Raw genomic sequence first — 16,403 nt, forward strand, 5'->3', positions numbered from 1 at the left:
GAATTTGCACAACTCGCGTACAGGGAAATACAAGTATTGAAACAATAGGGCCGGCCTGCGTGCCGGCCTTCGCCCCGTCGCAATACGCCTAGGCGCCCCCGTATGCGCCCTTTTTTATCTATATAAGAGTCTGCCGGGGCCACCGTTACGACAAGGTCGTTGCACCCTGCGCACGGGTGACGAACCGTCGCTACATCGGCTTGACGGTCATTAAATAGAAGATCGCCACGAAAGCCACAAAAGCCACCACGCCCAGCGCGAACCAGGCCCGGAAACAGCGCCAGTAGGCCGGGGGCAGCGCCTGCCTGGTGGCAGCCGCATGGCGCGCCAGGTTGCGCATGCGTATCTGCAGCCATACCACCGGCAGCCAACACGCAATCGCCATGATGTACAAATGCACGGACATGCGCACCCAGCCAACGTCCCAGCCCATGCCCGAAATCCGCATGAGCCAATAGCCGGTCAGGGGCTGCGCGACGGCGGTCGTGGCGGTAAAGAGCCAGTCGGCCACCACGACGTAACCCGCCACCGACGCCACAGTGCGGGCATCCCGTCCGAGCGCCGCCGCCAGGAAATAAAACGCGCTGCCGATACCCGTGCCGAACAGCACGGTCGAAGACAATACGTGTAGCCACTTCGCTATCGCGTATTCCATGGCCGCTCCAGTTCATGTAAAAGCCACAGCAAAGCTAACAGTGGCAGATTCTTCAAAATCGGGCCGTACGGGTGCAGCCAGAATTCCGGCAACCGCAACGTGATGATCGCCGTGTAGACAAGTATCAGCGATGCCTGTGCGGCCCACACCCAGCGCAGCCGCCGCGACATCAATACCAACCCGCCCAACGCGATATCCAGCCAGGACGCCATCTGCAGCGCCAGCGGTTGAATGGCTTGGGGAACCCCGGCCCGTTCCAGTAGCGCATAGCTGTCTTGCACCGGATACACCCCCAGCGACAGGATGCCCGTCACGATCCATAGCATGGCCAGGCTGAGGCGGGCGACCGGCAGCCACCACCCCAGCTGCGCCTGCGTGCGCAGCGCCGGCGCGCAGGCTGGCTGGATAAATCGGCTGACGTCGCGTGGCAGGCGCCCCAGTAGGCTACGCAGTGGCGCTACGTCGGCGCTGTTCCCCCTGCGAAGCATCTGCCATGCGGCAGTGTCCAGCAAAGCGCCCGGCAGCAGGTTACCGATGCGGGCCAGCAGAGCAATGGCCTGCGCCGGTACCGGCACAAAGCGGGCGCGCGGCAAGCCCATGCCCCGACGCAAGCCTGACATGAATTCCCGCCAAGACAGGGCCCGGGGACCGACCAACGCGATGCGGCGCGCCGGCAGCCGCGCGATGCCGACAAGGGCAACGATGGCTGCTGTGACGTCTTCTATATGTATAGGCTGCAGGCGCGCCTGGCCCAGATCGAGCGCCGGCACCCACGGCATGCTGGCCAGCGTGCCGAATAACGCCGCGCTTGTGCCGCCCGGCCCGTAAACCAGTGAAGGCTGCACCACGACCGCATCCAGCTTCAGCGACAGCAGGTAATCGTCGGCAGCCCGTTTGCTCAAGTGATAGGCGCTGCCGGCCTGCGCATCCGCCCCCAATGCCGAAACCTGGATCACGCGCCGCACGCCCGATTGGACACACGCTTCGAACACCGCGCGAGGCGCGATGTCGTGCAACTGCGTAAACCGCTGCCCTCGCGACTCGCGGAAAATACCGACGGTGTTGATAACCACATCGATGCCCCGCAACACCGGCACGACCTCCTGCGCATGACGCACCTGGTTGAAATCCAGCGCCCGGTGTTCGATATCGCTTGTGTCTTCGCCGGGCGCGCGGCGCGCCCCTGCCACCACGACATGCCCGGCGCGCCGCAGCGCCTCTGCCACGTGGCGTCCGAGAAACCCGCGGGCGCCCAGCACCAGTATCTTCATGGCCTGCGCTCCCGAAGCAATCGCGCACCATCCGTTACAGCGCGGCTATGCCGCGACATGCAAGCTGAAGGCTGTATCCACCACCGGGAGCACGCATGGGCCGCCTTTCGTACAGCATCCGACAAGCCATGGCTTCGGGCAGCGTCGCCAGCATCGTCTCTACGGCTGTGCTGGCCGGCTGCGGCACACGCGATTGCCGCAGCGCCTATGCGCCTGTCAACGCGGTCAGCCACTGGCTGTGGCGCGACACAGCTGTGTACCAGAAACGCGCCACCCTGCGCTACACCCTGGCCGGTTATGTCATCCATCATGCCATGTCTATCTTGTGGGCGGTCGCATACGAGGCCTGGCTGGGCAAGCGGCCGCGGCCGGCATGGCAAGTCTGCACCGCTGGGCTCGGCGTCGCCGGCGCGGCCTGCCTGGTCGATTTAAAGGCCACGCCACAAAGGCTGACGCCCGGCTTCGAAAGGCGGCTGTCCGGGCCGTCGCTGGCAGGCGTATACGTCGCCTTCGGCATCGGGCTGGCGCTCATGCGCATCGTCCGCCGCCACTAGCCGCTCTGTCCGGTGTGCGCATCGCGGGGCGCGATACGTATCCGGTTGTCCACCTCGGTCACGCCGCGCGTCTCGCTCGCGGCATCCTCTACAGCATGCTTGATCCAACGTGACGGCACCGTGCCGCTGAGCGACACCTTGCCGCCCTCCACCGCCACCGATACATCGCCCACCTCGAGCCCGCTGCGGCTCAGGCGTTCGCACAGATCATCCTGTATGTATTCGTCGGAACGCACATAGCCCTTGGGGTAAACCGGGCGACGCGGCTGCGTCTGGTAGGGAAAGGTCAGCCCCGAGCGCCCGGGAAAATGGCCCTGGCCCACGCCCTGGCCCTGCCACTGCGGGTCGTCCTTCCAGCTGTCGGGCTGTGAATAGACGTCGCGCGTCGCATCGCGCGCATGTTCCCCGGCCACAGGGTCATCGTAGCGGCGGTTGTATGGGTCGCGTTCGTCAGTATAGGTGTTGCCTCCGGCGGGATATCCGGAATTGGAACTGCGGTCATGATTGCGCCGCTTGGGTTCGGCGTCCGGCAGGTCGTTCAGGCGATAGCGCATCGCGGGCCTCCATCGCAATAAGAAAGAGACACGCCGACCTGCAAGCGGCGTGCCCGCCGCCGCGCAGGCATGCGGCTTGCGGCGCCTCACTGCTCTATGTCCCTGTCGGAGACCCGCCATGCCTGCCAAATCCCAAGCACAGCAAAAAGCCGCCGGCGCCGCGCTTGCCGCCAAGCGAGGCGAACAGAAAAAAAGCGACCTGAAAGGCGCTTCCAAGTCCATGTATGAATCCATGGACAAAAAGGAACTGGAAAAAATGGCGTCCACGCCCCGCCACGGCAAGCCGCAACACAAGCGCGACTCGTAGGGCCGCCGGCGCCGCAGCGCGCTGTGATACGGTAGTTGGTCTTTCACTGCCAACGAGGCCGCATTATGTCCCGTATCAAGCGCCTGCCCGCCGCCGCCAACTTGCCGTTGTCCCGCGCCGTACTGGCCGGAGGCTTCTGCTTTCTGTCCGGCCAGATCCCCCTGGACGCCAACGGAAATGTCGTGCGCGGCGACATCGCCGCCCAGACCGAAGCGGTGCTGGACCGCATCAGCGAAACCCTGGCCAAGGCAGGATGCCGGATGAGCGACGTGGTGCGCGCCACGGTATGGCTTTCCGACCTGGGCCTGTTCGGCGAATTCAACAAAGTGTATGCGGCGCGCTTCGGCCCCGCACTGCCGGCACGGTCCACTGTGCAGGCACGGCTTTCGCGCGACGTCGACATCGAAATCGAAGTGCAGGCGCTGCTGCCCGAGCGCCGCATTCCCGGCCCGGGCTCCGAAGCCTGAACCGGGCACGGGCCACGCGCGCGGCGCCACAAGGCGTCGCGCAGCGTTCCGATGCAAGGCCGGACTACTCGGCCTTGCGAAACGCCAGCACGGCGTTATTGCCGCCCATGCCGAAAGAATTACTCAGTGCCACGCGCAACGCGGGCAGCCGCCGCGCGCCTTCGGCCACATAATCCAGATCGCATTGCGGGTCGCCGCTGGCGTAGAAAAGCGTAGGCGGCACGACGCCGTTGTGCACGGCCATGGCCGTGACCGTCGCCTCGATGGCGCCCGCCGCGCCTATGGTGTGACCCACGGCGCCCTTGATACTGCTTACCGCCAGGCGCCGGGCGTGGTCGCCGAACACCTGCTTGATGGCGGCCGTTTCGATCCGGTCGCCGGCCAACGTTCCGGTGGCGTGGGCACTGATGTACTGCACCTCGGCGGCATCCAGCCCGGCGTCGACCAGGCAGCGCAACATCGCCAGCGCCTGGCCCCTGGGGTCCGGGCGCACAGGGTGCGTTCCGTCGTTGCTCACACCGTAGCCGCATAGTTCGGCGATCACAGGCGCGCCCCGGGCACGGGCGTGGGCCTCGGATTCCAGCACCAGCATCGCCGCGCCTTCGGCCAGCGCAAAACCAGTACGCCTGTGGCTGAACGGCCGGCAATAGCCTTGCTGGCCCTTGCCGGGCTCGGCGCACAACACATGCAACTGCCCCCACGCCGCCATCAGCATCGGCGAGAACATCGATTCGGCTCCGCCAGCTATCGCAACATCGAGATATCCGTCGCGTATGCGGCGGTAGGCCTCGCCGATGGCGACCGCGCCTGCCGAACATGCCGTGGCATACGTCTGCGCCTCGGCGGTGGACTGCAGCTGCTGCGCGATCTGCGCGGCCAGGGCCTGCGGCATCACCGCCGGCACCACCAGCACCGGCCGCTTCGGCACGATCTGGTGGTACGCCTCTACGGCTTCGCAAAGCGTCGTGACGCCACCGATGCCGGTGCCGGCGAATACCCCGCACTCGGACTGCGGGCCCGCATCCAGCCCGGCGGCAGCCAGCGCCTGCATGGCGGCGTAACGGCCCATCAGAGTGACACGGTCCAGCATCCGCGCCTGGCCGGGATGCAGCCCGATATCCAGATCCTGTTCCACATAGCCCACGCTCCTGGCGATACGCGGGTCCGGATGCCTGCGGATGCCGCACGCCGCCGCATTCAGCGCATCAAAAGACGCTTGGGCGGAACTGCCCACGGGCGACACCATGCCAGCCCCGGTCACGACCACTCGCCGGCGCGTCATGGCGACACCTGCGTCGTATTGGCGGGCCGGCGTGCGTGCACCTGGCGCATATACGCCGCCAGGTCGTCCAGGTTGCGTGGAAACACGCTGGTGAATTCCTGTGCGCCGACATGGTGTTCGGCGGGCAGCATTTCATCGGTCGACAGGCCGAACTCCGTCTCGATCTCCAGCAGTATTTCCAGGATGGCCAGTGAATCGAACTGCTCGATCACACTGGCGAAGGCGTGGTTATCCAGCAAGGGGGCGGGTTCACAGCGGCAGGTGCGCGCAATGATGGCAGCGAGCTTCTCGCGCAGCACCGGGGTATCAGGCAGGGTGTCCATAGAAGAGGTAATCAAGGGTAGGTGAACTTCAGCGTGGCGCTGGCCCGTACTTTTCCGGCGCGCACGGGCGCGGCTACTTGCACATAGCTGGCTCCCACAAGGTATCGCCAGCGGCGGGACGGCACGCCTTCCATCGGCGCCCCCAGCCCCGGCTCGGCCACGCCGAAAGCCGGCAGGCGATAGGCGTCGGCGGCCGGGTCGTAGACCCACACTTGAACACCCACGCCGTCGGCGGCGGACGTGCCGCTTTCCTGGTTGGCCAGCGTGGCTGGATAGCCCGCCACCGTGCTATTGGGAATGATCGTCACCGTGGGCGACGCCTCGCTCGGCGAGCTGCACGCGACCTCGATCGACGTGCTGGTAATGTCCCGGCCCGGCGATGCGGACAACAAGTGCACCGGCACGGCCGGCAGCCTGACCGTCAGCGCGGCCGGATTCTGCACGTCGCAAGTAGGCGGCGTAACGGCAACCGGTGTGGCCAGCTGCACGCGGTACAGTTGCGGCACAGCCACATTGCCCACATTGCTTACCGCGGCCTGCCCGTAGACGTTGGACGGTGACAGCTGCCCCGGCAAGATCGGCTCGCCCGTCGCCACGAATTCGATCCGCGCCTTCAGACCCGTGCCCATGCCGGCCGAGCCATTGAACGGAAATACCAAAGCGCCGGACTTGTACGTGTTGTTGGCGGAATACGGCGCCACCTCGTTCTGCGAAGCGTCGATGTAATAGTAGTAAACCCGGTATCCAATGCCTTGCACGCCCGATGCATACACGTCGGGATGCCCGGCCACCAGGGCCGTGCCGCCGCGAAATGTCTCGACGGCGCCCGCGTTGCAGGCGTACAGCGGCGCCGCCCGCCCCTGGGCCGAGCCCGATCCCAGCTCCGGCAAGGGCATTTCCGCCACGAACAGCGTCTCGCCAGCCACGGGGTACGCCGGCAGGGGAAAGCTGGCGCGGCCCGGCGGCACCCGGATCTGAAAAAGCGACGCGTCGTAGGCCGCGTAATAGTTGTTTTTGCTCGTGGTTCCGCCGCGATTGACCGAACAGGCCTGCGCGGTCGCCGCGCCGCCGGCCAACGCCAGGGCCAGCGCCAGAGCTTGTGCCGCTTTCGCGCCGGGGCGCCGGCAGAAGGGTCGCGCGCACATCACGACAGGCATGTCAGCTCCATCGCCTGCGGAGCGGCATCCTGTTCTTGGGTGATATCGATCTCGAAACTGCATTGCTGGTCCGCCTGCTCGCCCCATTTCACGGTAAAACGCGACGTACCCTGCAGGCCCGTCAGCCACGCGCGGCCCACGGGGCCGACGATGCCCTGCTGCGTTCCTTCGGCGTCATACACTGCCGCGCCAAAAGGCAGCACCTTGCCGCTTGCGTTCTTCAGCACCGCCAGCAAAGTGCGCCCCAATTGCGTGTCGAACTGGGCCACCACAATGGCCCCGCGGGTCGGCACCACCGTCTGCACGTTCTGTTTCAAGAGCGCCCCGTCAAGGCCGGCGCCGGCATCCAGCGATATGCGGTTCTCGCGATAAGGGCTGGCGTACGGCACCAGCGCCCTGCCCGCCGCATTGGTGCGTACTCCGGGCATCGCGTCTACCACGGCGCCGGCGGCGCCGGGCGCCTCGACGATGACGGCCGTCTCGCCCAGCGATTGCCCGAACAGCAGCCCTTTGCCATCGGCCAGCACGGCCCCGCTGACGTCCAGGTACGTATTGGTTGCGCCGCCCGATGTTGCATGACTGGCCGTGGCCAGGCCCACAGGCATGGCATAACTGAGCGACCCATAGCCTGTTGCGCCGTTATAGGCACCTGCGCCGCGCGCCGCCCCGGCCTGCAGGGCGTAGCTCAGGGAATAATCGTCCAGCATGGCACCGCTGAGGTTGACGCTGTGACTCGAACCCTGCCGATCAGTGCGGTTGAACGCATAGCTGGCAGTATGGTTGCCCGCCAGCGGAATACTGAAGTTCAGCATCAGCGTCGACTCACGTTGGCGCCACGCGCTGACGCTCTGGGCAAAAGTCACCGAATAGCCTATCCGCCCGATCGTGCTGGAATATCCCAATTGGGCGTAGCGCGCGTTGCGCGGCGCGTTGCGATACGCAATGCCGTAAAAATTGAGCGACAGCGATGCCCTGCCGCCCATCCGCTGCAACACCGACAACTGGTACTCGTGCTGGCGGCGGAAATCGGCCCTGTCGGGATGCTCCCCGCGATCGCGCGCCGCGTCGTTCAGGCTGCGATAGCCTTCGGAGTTGTAGCGATAGCTGGCCAGCGTGAAATCCGTGCCGCTGCCGGGAAACGACTTTGCATACTGAATGCGCGCGGCCGAACCCGTTATGCTGGCGCCTTGCGCATTGCGCGATCGAGATCCGGTCAGGTCTGCCGACACCGCCCCCAGATGCCTGAGATTCGCCGCCACGCCCGCCGCGCCGGACTGGTAGCCGCCTTGCGCCATCGTCCACCCGCCATACGCAGTCAGGCCCAGCGGCAACCCATAAGCCAGCGCGGCCTGAGCCATCAACGGGCGCGTCGCCGCATTGTTGTGGCGATGCTCACCCAGCATCAGGTTGTAGTTCCACACGCCCTCGCGCATCATCGTGGGCAGGGCCGAGAACGGCTGCAGATACTGCGTGCTGCGCCCGCCCAGTTCGTCCACCGTCACTTCCAGGTCACCTCCGCCCGGGGTGGAGTACAGATCGTCGATCACAAACGGGCCGGCGGGCACGAACGTCGCATAGATCACCTGCCCGTTCTGCCGGATGGTGACCTTGGCGCTGCTGGCCGCCACGCCCCGCACCACAGGTGCGTATCCGCGCTGGCTGTCTGGCAGCATGCCGTCGTCTGACCGTATCTGCAGGCCGCGAAAGCGCGCCGATTCGAATACCCTACCGTCGGTCGCGCTGTCGCCCATGCGCAACCGCCCGCGCCACGACGCGATATCGCGCTCGGCATACAGGTCGGCCCAATCCCACCTGGATGTACGGTCATCGGTGTAGTAATTGCCATTGCCGCGCAGGCGCCACGCGCCCAGGTTAAGCCCGTTGCGCAAATTGACATATACCGTCTGGTTCTTGTACGTGAAGGGCCCGTCGCTTGACCGCGTACGGTTGTACGAAATTCGGTACGACGACCACATGGCGTTGGTGCCCGCGTCCCAGCGGTCTGGCGCAACCGCCCCGCGCGCCTTGCGGTCCAGTGCGGCCTGCGGGATCGAAACGTTCAGCACGTTGGCGCCTTCGTCATAGGACGCCTGCGCAGACGGTATGGCCTGCAGCGTGCGCCCGCATGCGTCATCTTTCAATGACGCCAGCGCGGCAAAGGCATCGACCTTCACACCCAGTTCCCGCAGTGCGGATACCGACAGGCAGGGCTCGGCATCTTCCTGGCCGGGCACGGCAACAAACTCGATGACGCGCACATCCACGAACTGCTCATTCAGGCGCAGCGTCACCGAACGCGGGCCCGGCAACACCCGGCTGGCGTGCGCGAACACCGACAGATCCACATGCTCGGCCTGCCCGGGCGCGCGGTACAGGAAGCTGCTGTCGAACACCGCCGCCTCGTCGCGCTGGCCGGCGGCACAGGCAAGCGCGGCACATGCCAGCGTTGCACCGCCGGCCCATGCCGGCATGCCAACCCGCCTATTCATGTCGGTCAGCGCGCCGGCGTGGCCGGCGTCACCGTGGCAGCAGGCCAGGCCTCGACGACGCCATAATCATTGACGACGTGGGCGATGACCTGCGTGGTGTCCGTGGCCGGACAGCGGCTCAGCGCTACCGCCGTCGTGGCCAGGGGCAAGGCAACCACGGTGCGGCCGAAATCTGCGGCTTCACCCGCAATCTCGATGCGGGCGAAGTTGATGGTATAGGCCGACTGGTTGTGCAGCATCAGCCGGCACGCGCCGCCGTCGCGCCCCAGGCGCCATTGCAGCAGCTCGGGCCCGCGTGGCTGCTTCAGCACGGACGCGGGGCGGTAGAACAGCTTGATGCGCGTATGCATGGCCAGCGACAAAGTGTTGTCGGCTGCGTTTTTCTTCTGCGGGATCTCCAGCACATTGATCCAGTAGTACGATTCGCGGTCCTGCGGCATGCCCTCGCCCACCCGGGTGATGGTCAGGCGCCGCTCCACGCCCGCGTCGAACCGGCTCAGCGGCGGCGTAATGAAGAATGGCGTTTCCATTTCTTCGGCGGCGCCGTCTATCCATGCCTGGACCACATACGGCTCGGCCACGATGTTCTTGGCGAACACCGAAACATGCTTCTGTTCGTGGTTCATGATGACGCGCGTGCTCGACAACTGAATGCCGGCCTGCACCGCGCCCGTGCTGCACAAGAGCAAGGCAGCCAGGCACATGCGTCGGATCGAGGTATTCATTTACAAAGCTTCTAACGGCCAGATCTGCGCCGGCCCAGGTACCTTGGCCAACGCTGCGGCATGCACGCCGCCAGATCGGGGGTTCGTGGGCGGCCCGCCCGACATCGGGGGCAGACGGCCGGCTTGGCCCGGGCGTGGGGCGGCGGCCGCGTAGCGGCCGCCATCAGTGCGAACTTCGTGCGCGGCAAAGCCAGTCTTGTGAACCGGCCCGCCGATGCGGCGGATCAGGAGTAGTCCACCTGGAACACCGCCCGGGCGTTGGCGCTACCGGCCGTCACCGGGTAGGCCGTGGCTTCGTAGAAAGCCTTGAACCGCAGTTCGTTGGTGCCGTCGATCAGGATGTAGTCGCTGGCGGCGCCGCCCACCACGATGTCGGTGCCGGCGGCCGTGGCCAACCCCACCGCCACGCCCTGGGCGCCCATGCCGTTTTCCAGGCTGAGCAGGCGGCCGGAGATTACGCTGCCCGCCGCAGGGCTGAACGAAATCGATGCGGTGTCTGCAACATTGGTGTCACAGCCGATAAGCTTGATGACGAACTCGGTTTGCGGCCCGCGGTCGCCAACGGCTGCGAACATGGTGGCCGGTACGCTGCCCATGGCAACGGTCATGGCCGCGCCATCCTGGCCGCCGCCGATGGCGCATGCCGCGTTGGTAATTTCGCCGATGAACGAGATGTTTCCCGTGTCGGCAGCCGCAGTGCCCGCCAGAGCGGCCAGCACGCCAGAGGCCACCACCGTAAGTAAAGTTTTTTTCATGATTGTCGATTGAACTGATTAAAAGGACGCCAGGGTGTGGACCTTGCACCGATTGCCCGCCGAGGCGCGGATGTAGCCGCCGACACCACCTTGCAAGCCGACACGGCCAGGCCCAGCAGCCAGTTGGCGGGCCAGAAGATGCAGCGATGCACCATCCATCCCCGCCAGTGGCGCCTGCGCCGCAGGCCCCCCTGGAATGCCATATCGGCCGACATCCATCGCACGGCTGTGGCCAGCATGCGGGCCAGCCCGGCATGCTGTCGCATCAGCCGCAAACAGGGCAGCGCCCACAGGCGATAGCCCTGGTAGGTGATTCGACAGAAGCGCGCCTTGCAATAGCGTGCGTCGATAAGCCAGGTGTCGAAAGACACCAGGCCCTGGCGGCGCAACTCGTTGCAGACGACCTTCTCGTTGAAGTCCACCCATATTCCTAGTTTGCTCATGCAGGCGATCAGTAAACAGGTCCACGCTGAAACGGCAAACTGCCGTTACTGTCTTCCATGAAGAAAGCAACGGCATGGTAGGGTCGGTACGCGGTTATGAATTTGACCTAGTGCAAAAGCGCCGAAATATGCGTCAGAATCCCAGGACAAGCGCCGCAGCCGGGCGAATCCATCTGATACAGTCAGAGAATTTTTTCCTGTTCATGCATCGTTTGCATCAATTACTTCACAACGCCGAACCGGCCCGAACAGGCGGGCTGGGCGCGATCGAACGCAATGTCATCGCGGCAACGGCGGCCAGTATCGCCACACTCACCGTGCTGAAATAAGCCGCCGCCTGCAGGCCGTCGACAAATGCGCCGCGCGCCTGTTCGAGCAGGCCCGCCGGCAGCTGCGGCGCCACAGATGCCGCCGCCCAGAGGCTATCGGCCAGCGCGTCGCGAACGTCCATGGGCAGATGCGCCGGTACGCTGTCGGCCATGCCGCCCCGGTAAACTGCAACGGCAACGCTGCCCAATAGCGCAATGCCCAGAGATATCCCCAGGTCCTGCGCCATTTCAGTCATGGCCGAGGCCGATCCCGCTTTGTCGGCGGGGGCGGCATGCACGACCAGTTCGGTTCCCAGCGCGGCTATCGTGCCATTGCCCAGGTAGGCCAGCGCCAGCGCGGCGACGGCCAGCATCACCCCCGAGCCGCCGCTGTCTACCAGCGCGAGCATCAGGTATCCGGCCGCCGAGAGCGCGAGCGCCCCGGCCACCACCAGGCCCGGGCGTATCACGCGTGCCGCGAACGGCGCGCCGACACCGCCCACGACCATGGCCAGGGCCGCCGCACCCATCCACAAGCCGGCGGCAGAGGGCGTATACCCGGCCACCAGCTGCAGATACTGGGCGGTGAGCAACATGGCGCCTCCTACGGACACCAGCCCCAACAACAGCACCAGCAAGGCAACGCGGAACCCGCGATTCGCAAACAGGCCGAGATCCAGCAACGGGTCGGCCAGCCGCCGCTGGCGCCTGACAAACACCCAGCCGCACAGCACACCCAGCAACACGGCGACAGCGGCCTGATGCGCATAGCCGGACTTGGCGATCAACTTGATGCCATACACAATGGGCAGCATGGCGCCCAGCGACAAAGCCACGCTGGGCAGGTCCAGGCGCTCGCGGTGCGGCGCGCGGTATTCGGGCAACAAAAAGGGCCCCAGGATCAGCAGCACGCCGACTATCGGCACCGCAATCAGAAACGCCGCGCCCCACCAGTACCATTCCAGGATCAGGCCGCCCACCATCGGCCCCGCAGCCGACCCCACTCCCCACATCGTGGCCCATATGCCGATACCAACGGCGCGCTGCTTCGGGTCGGTGAACAGGTTACTGATCAGCGCCAGCGTCGATGGCATCAGCGTGGCGCCGGCCACGCCCAGGGCCGCTCGCGCCGCGATCAGCATATTGGCGCTGGTCGAGAATGCGGCGGCCACCGACGCCAGGGCAAACGCCGCGGCGCCAATCAACAACAGTTTTCGGCGGCCGATGCGATCTCCCAGCGTGCCCATCGTGATCAGAAAGCCGGCAATCAAAAAGCCATAGGCATCCATGATCCACAAAGCCTGCGTGCTGCTGGCCTGCAAGTCCGCCGCCAGGGCAGGCAAAGTCAGGTGCAGCATGGTCAGGTCCAGCCCCAGCATGATGGTGGGCAGCGACAACAATGCCAGTCCGGCCCATGCGCGGGCATCCGCCCTTTGGGGAACCGTCGGCGGTCTACGCACAGAAGCGGCGCCTGCCGCGGCGAGTTGGCGATCTTGGTTCATGAAAATGGCCTGCTGGTCGAGTTCGATTGCGGGGTTGCCATCTTCAATGCAATATCGTCCTATGACAATTTAAGCGTTTATCCTATTACTGGAGGCAATACACATGCGCGACCGCAGCCTTGATCGCACCCGTTCCGACCTGTCCGAGTTCCTGGTGCGCCATCGCAGGCGGCTGGCCCCGGCGGATGTAGGGCTACCCGCCACCGAGCGCCGCCGCACCCCCGGCCTGCGGCGCGAAGAAGTCGCCGCGCTGGCAGGCGTGGGCCTTACCTGGTACACCTGGTTCGAGCAAGGGCGCGACATCCGGGTGTCGGAAAAATTCCTGCTCAGGGTGTCCCACGCGCTCAAGCTGAACGATGCCGAATGCAGCCATCTGTTTTTACTGGCGCACCGACGCCCGCCGCCGCCAGAGGCGCATCAACGCCTGACAGTCAGCCCCGCGATCCAGCAACTGCTCGATGACCTGCCCAGGCCTGCCTATGTGCAGAACCTGCGTTGGGACGTGGTGGCGTGGAACGCTTGCGCCGATAGGGTCTTTGCGCTCGCCGGCCGGCCCGCCGGCGACTGCAATCTGCTGCGCATGTTCTTCGCCGACCCCGCAATGCGGCCGCGCCTGCCAGCCTGGCACGAGGATGCGCCAGGGCTGCTTGCTCAATTCCGCTATGACCTCGCCGTAGCGCCGGACGACCCGGCCATGCTGGCCCTGATCGACGACTTGAAACAGATGTCGCCGGGCTTCCGGCAATGCTGGGACACGGCAGCCCAGCATCCCGCCCGCCGCGGCATTGCGTCAATCATCGATACGCAAGGCGAGCCTTATCAGTACCACCACGAGACGCTGGTAGTGGATGAACATCGGCATCTGAAGCTGGTGGTGTATTTCCCGGCCATGGCGTGACGCCCCGCATGGCCCAGTCCATATTGCATATCTTGGCCCTTGGTAATGCGTCATGGCGCGCCTATCATACGGTTGCCAACCGGATCGCCGACGGCGCAGCCGGAGCAGTCATCCAGGGAGCCATCGTTGAACGTATCGGTACTGCGGCATGCCCGCACGCCAGCAGAGGTTGAAGCCTGCTTTCCGGTAATGCAGCAATTGCGTCCGCATCTGCAAACCCCCGCGGATCTCCTGGCGCGCGTACGCCGCATGGCAGGCGAGCATTACCAGATACTGTGCGTGTGGCAACACGATGCCGTTATTGCCGCGGCCGGATACCGCCTGCAAGAAAACCTGATCTATGGCCGGTTCCTGTACGTAGACGACCTGGTTACTCGCGATGAACAGCGTGGCCAGGGCCACGGCGCGCGGCTGCTCGATGAACTGGCACACATCGCCGAACAAGAAAACTGCGCGAAGCTGGTGCTTGATACCGGCCTGTCCAACGCGCTGGCCCAACGCTTCTATTTCCGCCAGGGCCTGCTGTCCGGCGCCATGCGGTTCTCAAGTCCGATCAACAAGGAACCCATTTGAAATCCATTCTACGCATCACCAGCAGCCCGCGTGGGCATCAGTCCGAAAGTTACCGCCTTTCCCAGGCCGTCGTTGAACGCCTTATCGCGCAATACCCCGCAGCCAGGCTGATCGAACGTCCGCTCGCGGGAGCCGGCGCCGGGCACGTGGATGAAGATTATGCCGACGTGCTGGGCGGCTTCGCAGCGCCTGCTGGCAAAGACCACTTGGGTACGCTGGCGGCATCGGAACAGATGATCCGCGAACTGGAAGAAACCGACTGCCTGGTCATCGGCACCCCCATGCACAACTACACCGTGCCTTCCAACCTGAAGGCCTGGATCGACCATGTCGTCCGGGTGTATCGCAGCTTCCAGCCCACGCGGCAAGGAAAGATCGGCACGCTGCGCGACCGGCCCACTTTCGTGGCGGTTGCATCGGGCGGCACCTACGCGGACGAGCCGCCGCGCCAGCCCGACTTCCTGACGCCCTACCTGACAGCGGTGCTGAACACCATCGGCATCCGCGACATTACTTTCTTCTCTGTACAGGGCACCGCCGCAGACCCCGATAAAGTCGGGGCGGCACGAAGCTGCGCCATCGCATCCATAGACGCCCATTTCCACGCAAGTACTGTGCAGCGCGGCGCCGAGATACCAGCCCTATAATTTCCCGGCACCGTATGTCTCCAGATGGGCGGGCCATGGCAGCAGCAAAACCCGGCAGCATTTCGCCGCTGGACCGGGCGGCGCCTCAGTCGTATTACCGGCAAATCTATCAGCGCTTTCGCGGCGCCATTGTCGCCGGCTTGCTGGCGCCGGGCGAGCGCCTGCCGTCGGCTCGCGCCCTGGCCAAAGAGCTGGGGCTGGCGCGCGGCACCGTAGAATCGGCCTACGCATTACTGGCCGCCGAAGGCTACACACAAGCCCGCGGCCAGGCCGGCACGGTGGTGTCGCCCCACCTGAACGCGCGCGGCGCGGCCCGCGCCAGCGCTGCCCCGCACGACCACCCCCATCCCGCCACGCTCGAGCCGCGGCCTCAACCCGTCTTGCCCTTTCAGATGGGCCTGCCCGCGCTCGATGCGTTTCCGCGCAAGATCTGGGCGCGGCTGGCCGCACGCACTGTGCGCGCCATGCAGCCCGCCGACATGAACCACCCCGCAGTCAGCGGGCTGCCCGCATTGCGCGCGGCAATCGCAGCCTACCTGAATGTTGCTCGCGGCATCGCATGCACGCCGGCGCAGGTAATCGTCACCTCGGGGTACCGTCACAGCATGGCGCTGGCCGCCCATACGCTCTTGAAGCCGGGCGATTCTGTATGGGTCGAAGACCCGGGGTACCCTCCCACCCGCGAACTGCTGGCCCTGTTGCATATGCGTGCCGTACCCGTGGCCGTCGACGAACAAGGCCTGTCGATTTCTGCCGGCATGGGCGCTGCGCCCCGCGCCCGCGCCGTGGTGGTGACTCCCGCCCACCAGAGCCCGCTGTCGATGTCGCTGGCCCTGCCGCGACGCATGGAACTGCTGGATTGGGCCGCACGCGCCCGGGCATGGGTCATCGAAGACGACTACGACGGCGAATACCGGTATGTCGGCCGCCCGCTGCCAGCCCTGAAAAGCCTGGATCGCGACGAGCGCGTTATTTATGCCGGCACATTCAGCAAGGTGCTGTATCCCGGCATCAGGCTCGCCTACCTGGTGGTACCCGAATCCCTGATCGGGCGCTTCGAGCGCATCAACGACATACTCGCCGCCGGCAGCCCCCCGCTTACCCAGGCCACTGTCGCGGCGTTCATGGGCGAGGGCCATTTTTCGCGGCATATCCAGCGCATGCGCAGGCTGTACGGCGAGCGGCGGCAGGCCGCGACGGCCGGATTGCTGGATGTGCTGGGCCGCCACGTCCGTATCGATGCCCAGCCTGGCGGCATGCACCTGATCGTGCGGCCCGCCGGCCGCGCATCCGATCAGCAACTCGCCGCCCGCATGCTCGCCGGCGGCATGTACGCCCACGCGCTGAGCACATGGAGCCAGTCGCGCAGCAACCACCGCGGGCTGCTGCTGGGCTTTACCAACATTCCTACCCGACAAGAAGCGCAAGCGCTGGGCCGCCGCATCCTGGAAGTGCTCTGAACGGCGCCTGCCGTGCTCGCACGCAGGGCTGCC

General features: G+C 65.6%; 18 protein-coding genes. 7 read left to right on the forward strand and 11 right to left on the reverse strand.

Annotated elements, in window-relative coordinates:
- Positions 1–190 precede the first annotated feature (190 nt).
- On the reverse strand, positions 191–655 hold the full coding sequence (locus CAL18_RS15545; protein ID WP_026639031.1) for a DUF2269 family protein: 465 nt from the start codon (positions 653–655) through the stop codon (positions 191–193).
- Positions 640–1,926, reverse strand: coding sequence for an NAD(P)H-binding protein (locus CAL18_RS15550; protein ID WP_094818243.1), 1,287 nt, complete (start codon positions 1,924–1,926; stop codon positions 640–642). The genes CAL18_RS15545 and CAL18_RS15550 overlap by 16 nt, the downstream gene beginning before the upstream one ends.
- Before the next feature lie 95 nt (positions 1,927–2,021).
- On the opposite strand from CAL18_RS15550, the gene CAL18_RS15555 reads away from it, so the two are divergent.
- The gene (locus tag CAL18_RS15555) at positions 2,022–2,480 is read left to right on the forward strand and encodes a hypothetical protein (RefSeq protein WP_094818244.1); all 459 of its coding nucleotides are present in this window, start codon (positions 2,022–2,024) and stop codon (positions 2,478–2,480) included.
- On the opposite strand, the gene CAL18_RS15560 is transcribed toward CAL18_RS15555, so the two are convergent.
- Positions 2,477–3,034, reverse strand: coding sequence for a BON domain-containing protein (locus tag CAL18_RS15560; RefSeq protein ID WP_170940372.1), 558 nt, complete (start codon positions 3,032–3,034; stop codon positions 2,477–2,479). The genes CAL18_RS15555 and CAL18_RS15560 overlap by 4 nt on opposite strands.
- 118 nt (positions 3,035–3,152) lie before the next feature.
- Here CAL18_RS15560 and CAL18_RS19625 point away from each other — a divergent pair, with 118 nt between their 5' ends.
- Both CAL18_RS19625 and CAL18_RS15565 read left to right on the forward strand, forming a co-directional pair.
- Positions 3,153–3,341, forward strand: coding sequence for a DUF3008 family protein (locus CAL18_RS19625; protein ID WP_026639028.1), 189 nt, complete (start codon positions 3,153–3,155; stop codon positions 3,339–3,341).
- Positions 3,342–3,406: 65 nt separating this feature from the next.
- Positions 3,407–3,808 (forward strand): RidA family protein, encoded by a 402-nt coding sequence (locus CAL18_RS15565; RefSeq protein ID WP_094818246.1) that lies wholly within the window; start codon positions 3,407–3,409, stop codon positions 3,806–3,808.
- 64 nt (positions 3,809–3,872) lie between these two features.
- On the opposite strand, the gene CAL18_RS15570 is transcribed toward CAL18_RS15565, so the two are convergent.
- The 8 genes from CAL18_RS15570 to CAL18_RS15605 form a co-directional block, all read right to left on the reverse strand.
- Entirely contained in the window at positions 3,873–5,090 is a 1,218-nt protein-coding gene (locus CAL18_RS15570) for a beta-ketoacyl-[acyl-carrier-protein] synthase family protein (RefSeq protein ID WP_094818247.1), read from the reverse strand.
- Entirely contained in the window at positions 5,087–5,413 is a 327-nt protein-coding gene (locus CAL18_RS15575; protein ID WP_197022086.1) for an acyl carrier protein, read from the reverse strand. Before CAL18_RS15575 ends, CAL18_RS15570 begins: the two co-directional genes overlap by 4 nt.
- A gap of 11 nt (positions 5,414–5,424) precedes the next feature.
- Positions 5,425–6,570 carry a fimbrial protein gene (locus CAL18_RS15580; protein ID WP_170940373.1) on the reverse strand — a complete coding sequence of 382 codons (1,146 nt, stop codon included), beginning with the start codon at positions 6,568–6,570 and terminating at the stop codon, positions 5,425–5,427.
- Positions 6,558–9,059, reverse strand: coding sequence for a fimbria/pilus outer membrane usher protein (locus tag CAL18_RS15585; protein WP_249278419.1), 2,502 nt, complete (start codon positions 9,057–9,059; stop codon positions 6,558–6,560). The genes CAL18_RS15580 and CAL18_RS15585 overlap by 13 nt, the downstream gene beginning before the upstream one ends.
- 5 nt (positions 9,060–9,064) lie before the next feature.
- Complete coding sequence (locus CAL18_RS15590; protein ID WP_094797313.1) at positions 9,065–9,784, reverse strand: fimbrial biogenesis chaperone; 720 nt, start codon at positions 9,782–9,784, stop codon at positions 9,065–9,067.
- A 224-nt stretch (positions 9,785–10,008) separates the two neighbouring features.
- Complete coding sequence (locus CAL18_RS15595) at positions 10,009–10,539, reverse strand: fimbrial protein (RefSeq protein WP_094818250.1); 531 nt, start codon at positions 10,537–10,539, stop codon at positions 10,009–10,011.
- On the reverse strand, positions 10,536–10,982 hold the full coding sequence (locus CAL18_RS15600; protein WP_197022085.1) for a hypothetical protein: 447 nt from the start codon (positions 10,980–10,982) through the stop codon (positions 10,536–10,538). Before CAL18_RS15600 ends, CAL18_RS15595 begins: the two co-directional genes overlap by 4 nt.
- A 226-nt stretch (positions 10,983–11,208) precedes the next feature.
- Complete coding sequence (locus tag CAL18_RS15605) at positions 11,209–12,792, reverse strand: MFS transporter (protein WP_094818251.1); 1,584 nt, start codon at positions 12,790–12,792, stop codon at positions 11,209–11,211.
- A 103-nt stretch (positions 12,793–12,895) separates the two neighbouring features.
- On the opposite strand from CAL18_RS15605, the gene CAL18_RS15610 reads away from it, so the two are divergent.
- The 4 genes from CAL18_RS15610 (at position 12,896) to CAL18_RS15625 (ending at position 16,370) form a co-directional block, all read left to right on the forward strand.
- Complete coding sequence (locus CAL18_RS15610; RefSeq protein ID WP_026639021.1) at positions 12,896–13,690, forward strand: helix-turn-helix transcriptional regulator; 795 nt, start codon at positions 12,896–12,898, stop codon at positions 13,688–13,690.
- A 189-nt stretch (positions 13,691–13,879) separates the two neighbouring features.
- Positions 13,880–14,263, forward strand: a complete 384-nt coding sequence (locus tag CAL18_RS15615) for a GNAT family N-acetyltransferase (protein ID WP_432759146.1) — start codon at positions 13,880–13,882, stop codon at positions 14,261–14,263.
- Complete coding sequence (locus tag CAL18_RS15620) at positions 14,260–14,910, forward strand: FMN-dependent NADH-azoreductase (RefSeq protein ID WP_026639019.1); 651 nt, start codon at positions 14,260–14,262, stop codon at positions 14,908–14,910. The genes CAL18_RS15615 and CAL18_RS15620 overlap by 4 nt, the downstream gene beginning before the upstream one ends.
- 35 nt (positions 14,911–14,945) lie before the next feature.
- Positions 14,946–16,370: a PLP-dependent aminotransferase family protein gene (locus tag CAL18_RS15625; protein WP_094818253.1), complete on the forward strand. Its 1,425-nt coding sequence runs from the start codon at positions 14,946–14,948 to the stop codon at positions 16,368–16,370.
- Positions 16,371–16,403: the final 33 nt, after the last annotated feature.

The sequence above is a fragment of the Bordetella genomosp. 7 genome (assembly GCF_002261415.1).
Classification (GTDB): Bacteria; Pseudomonadota; Gammaproteobacteria; order Burkholderiales; family Burkholderiaceae_B; genus Bordetella_A.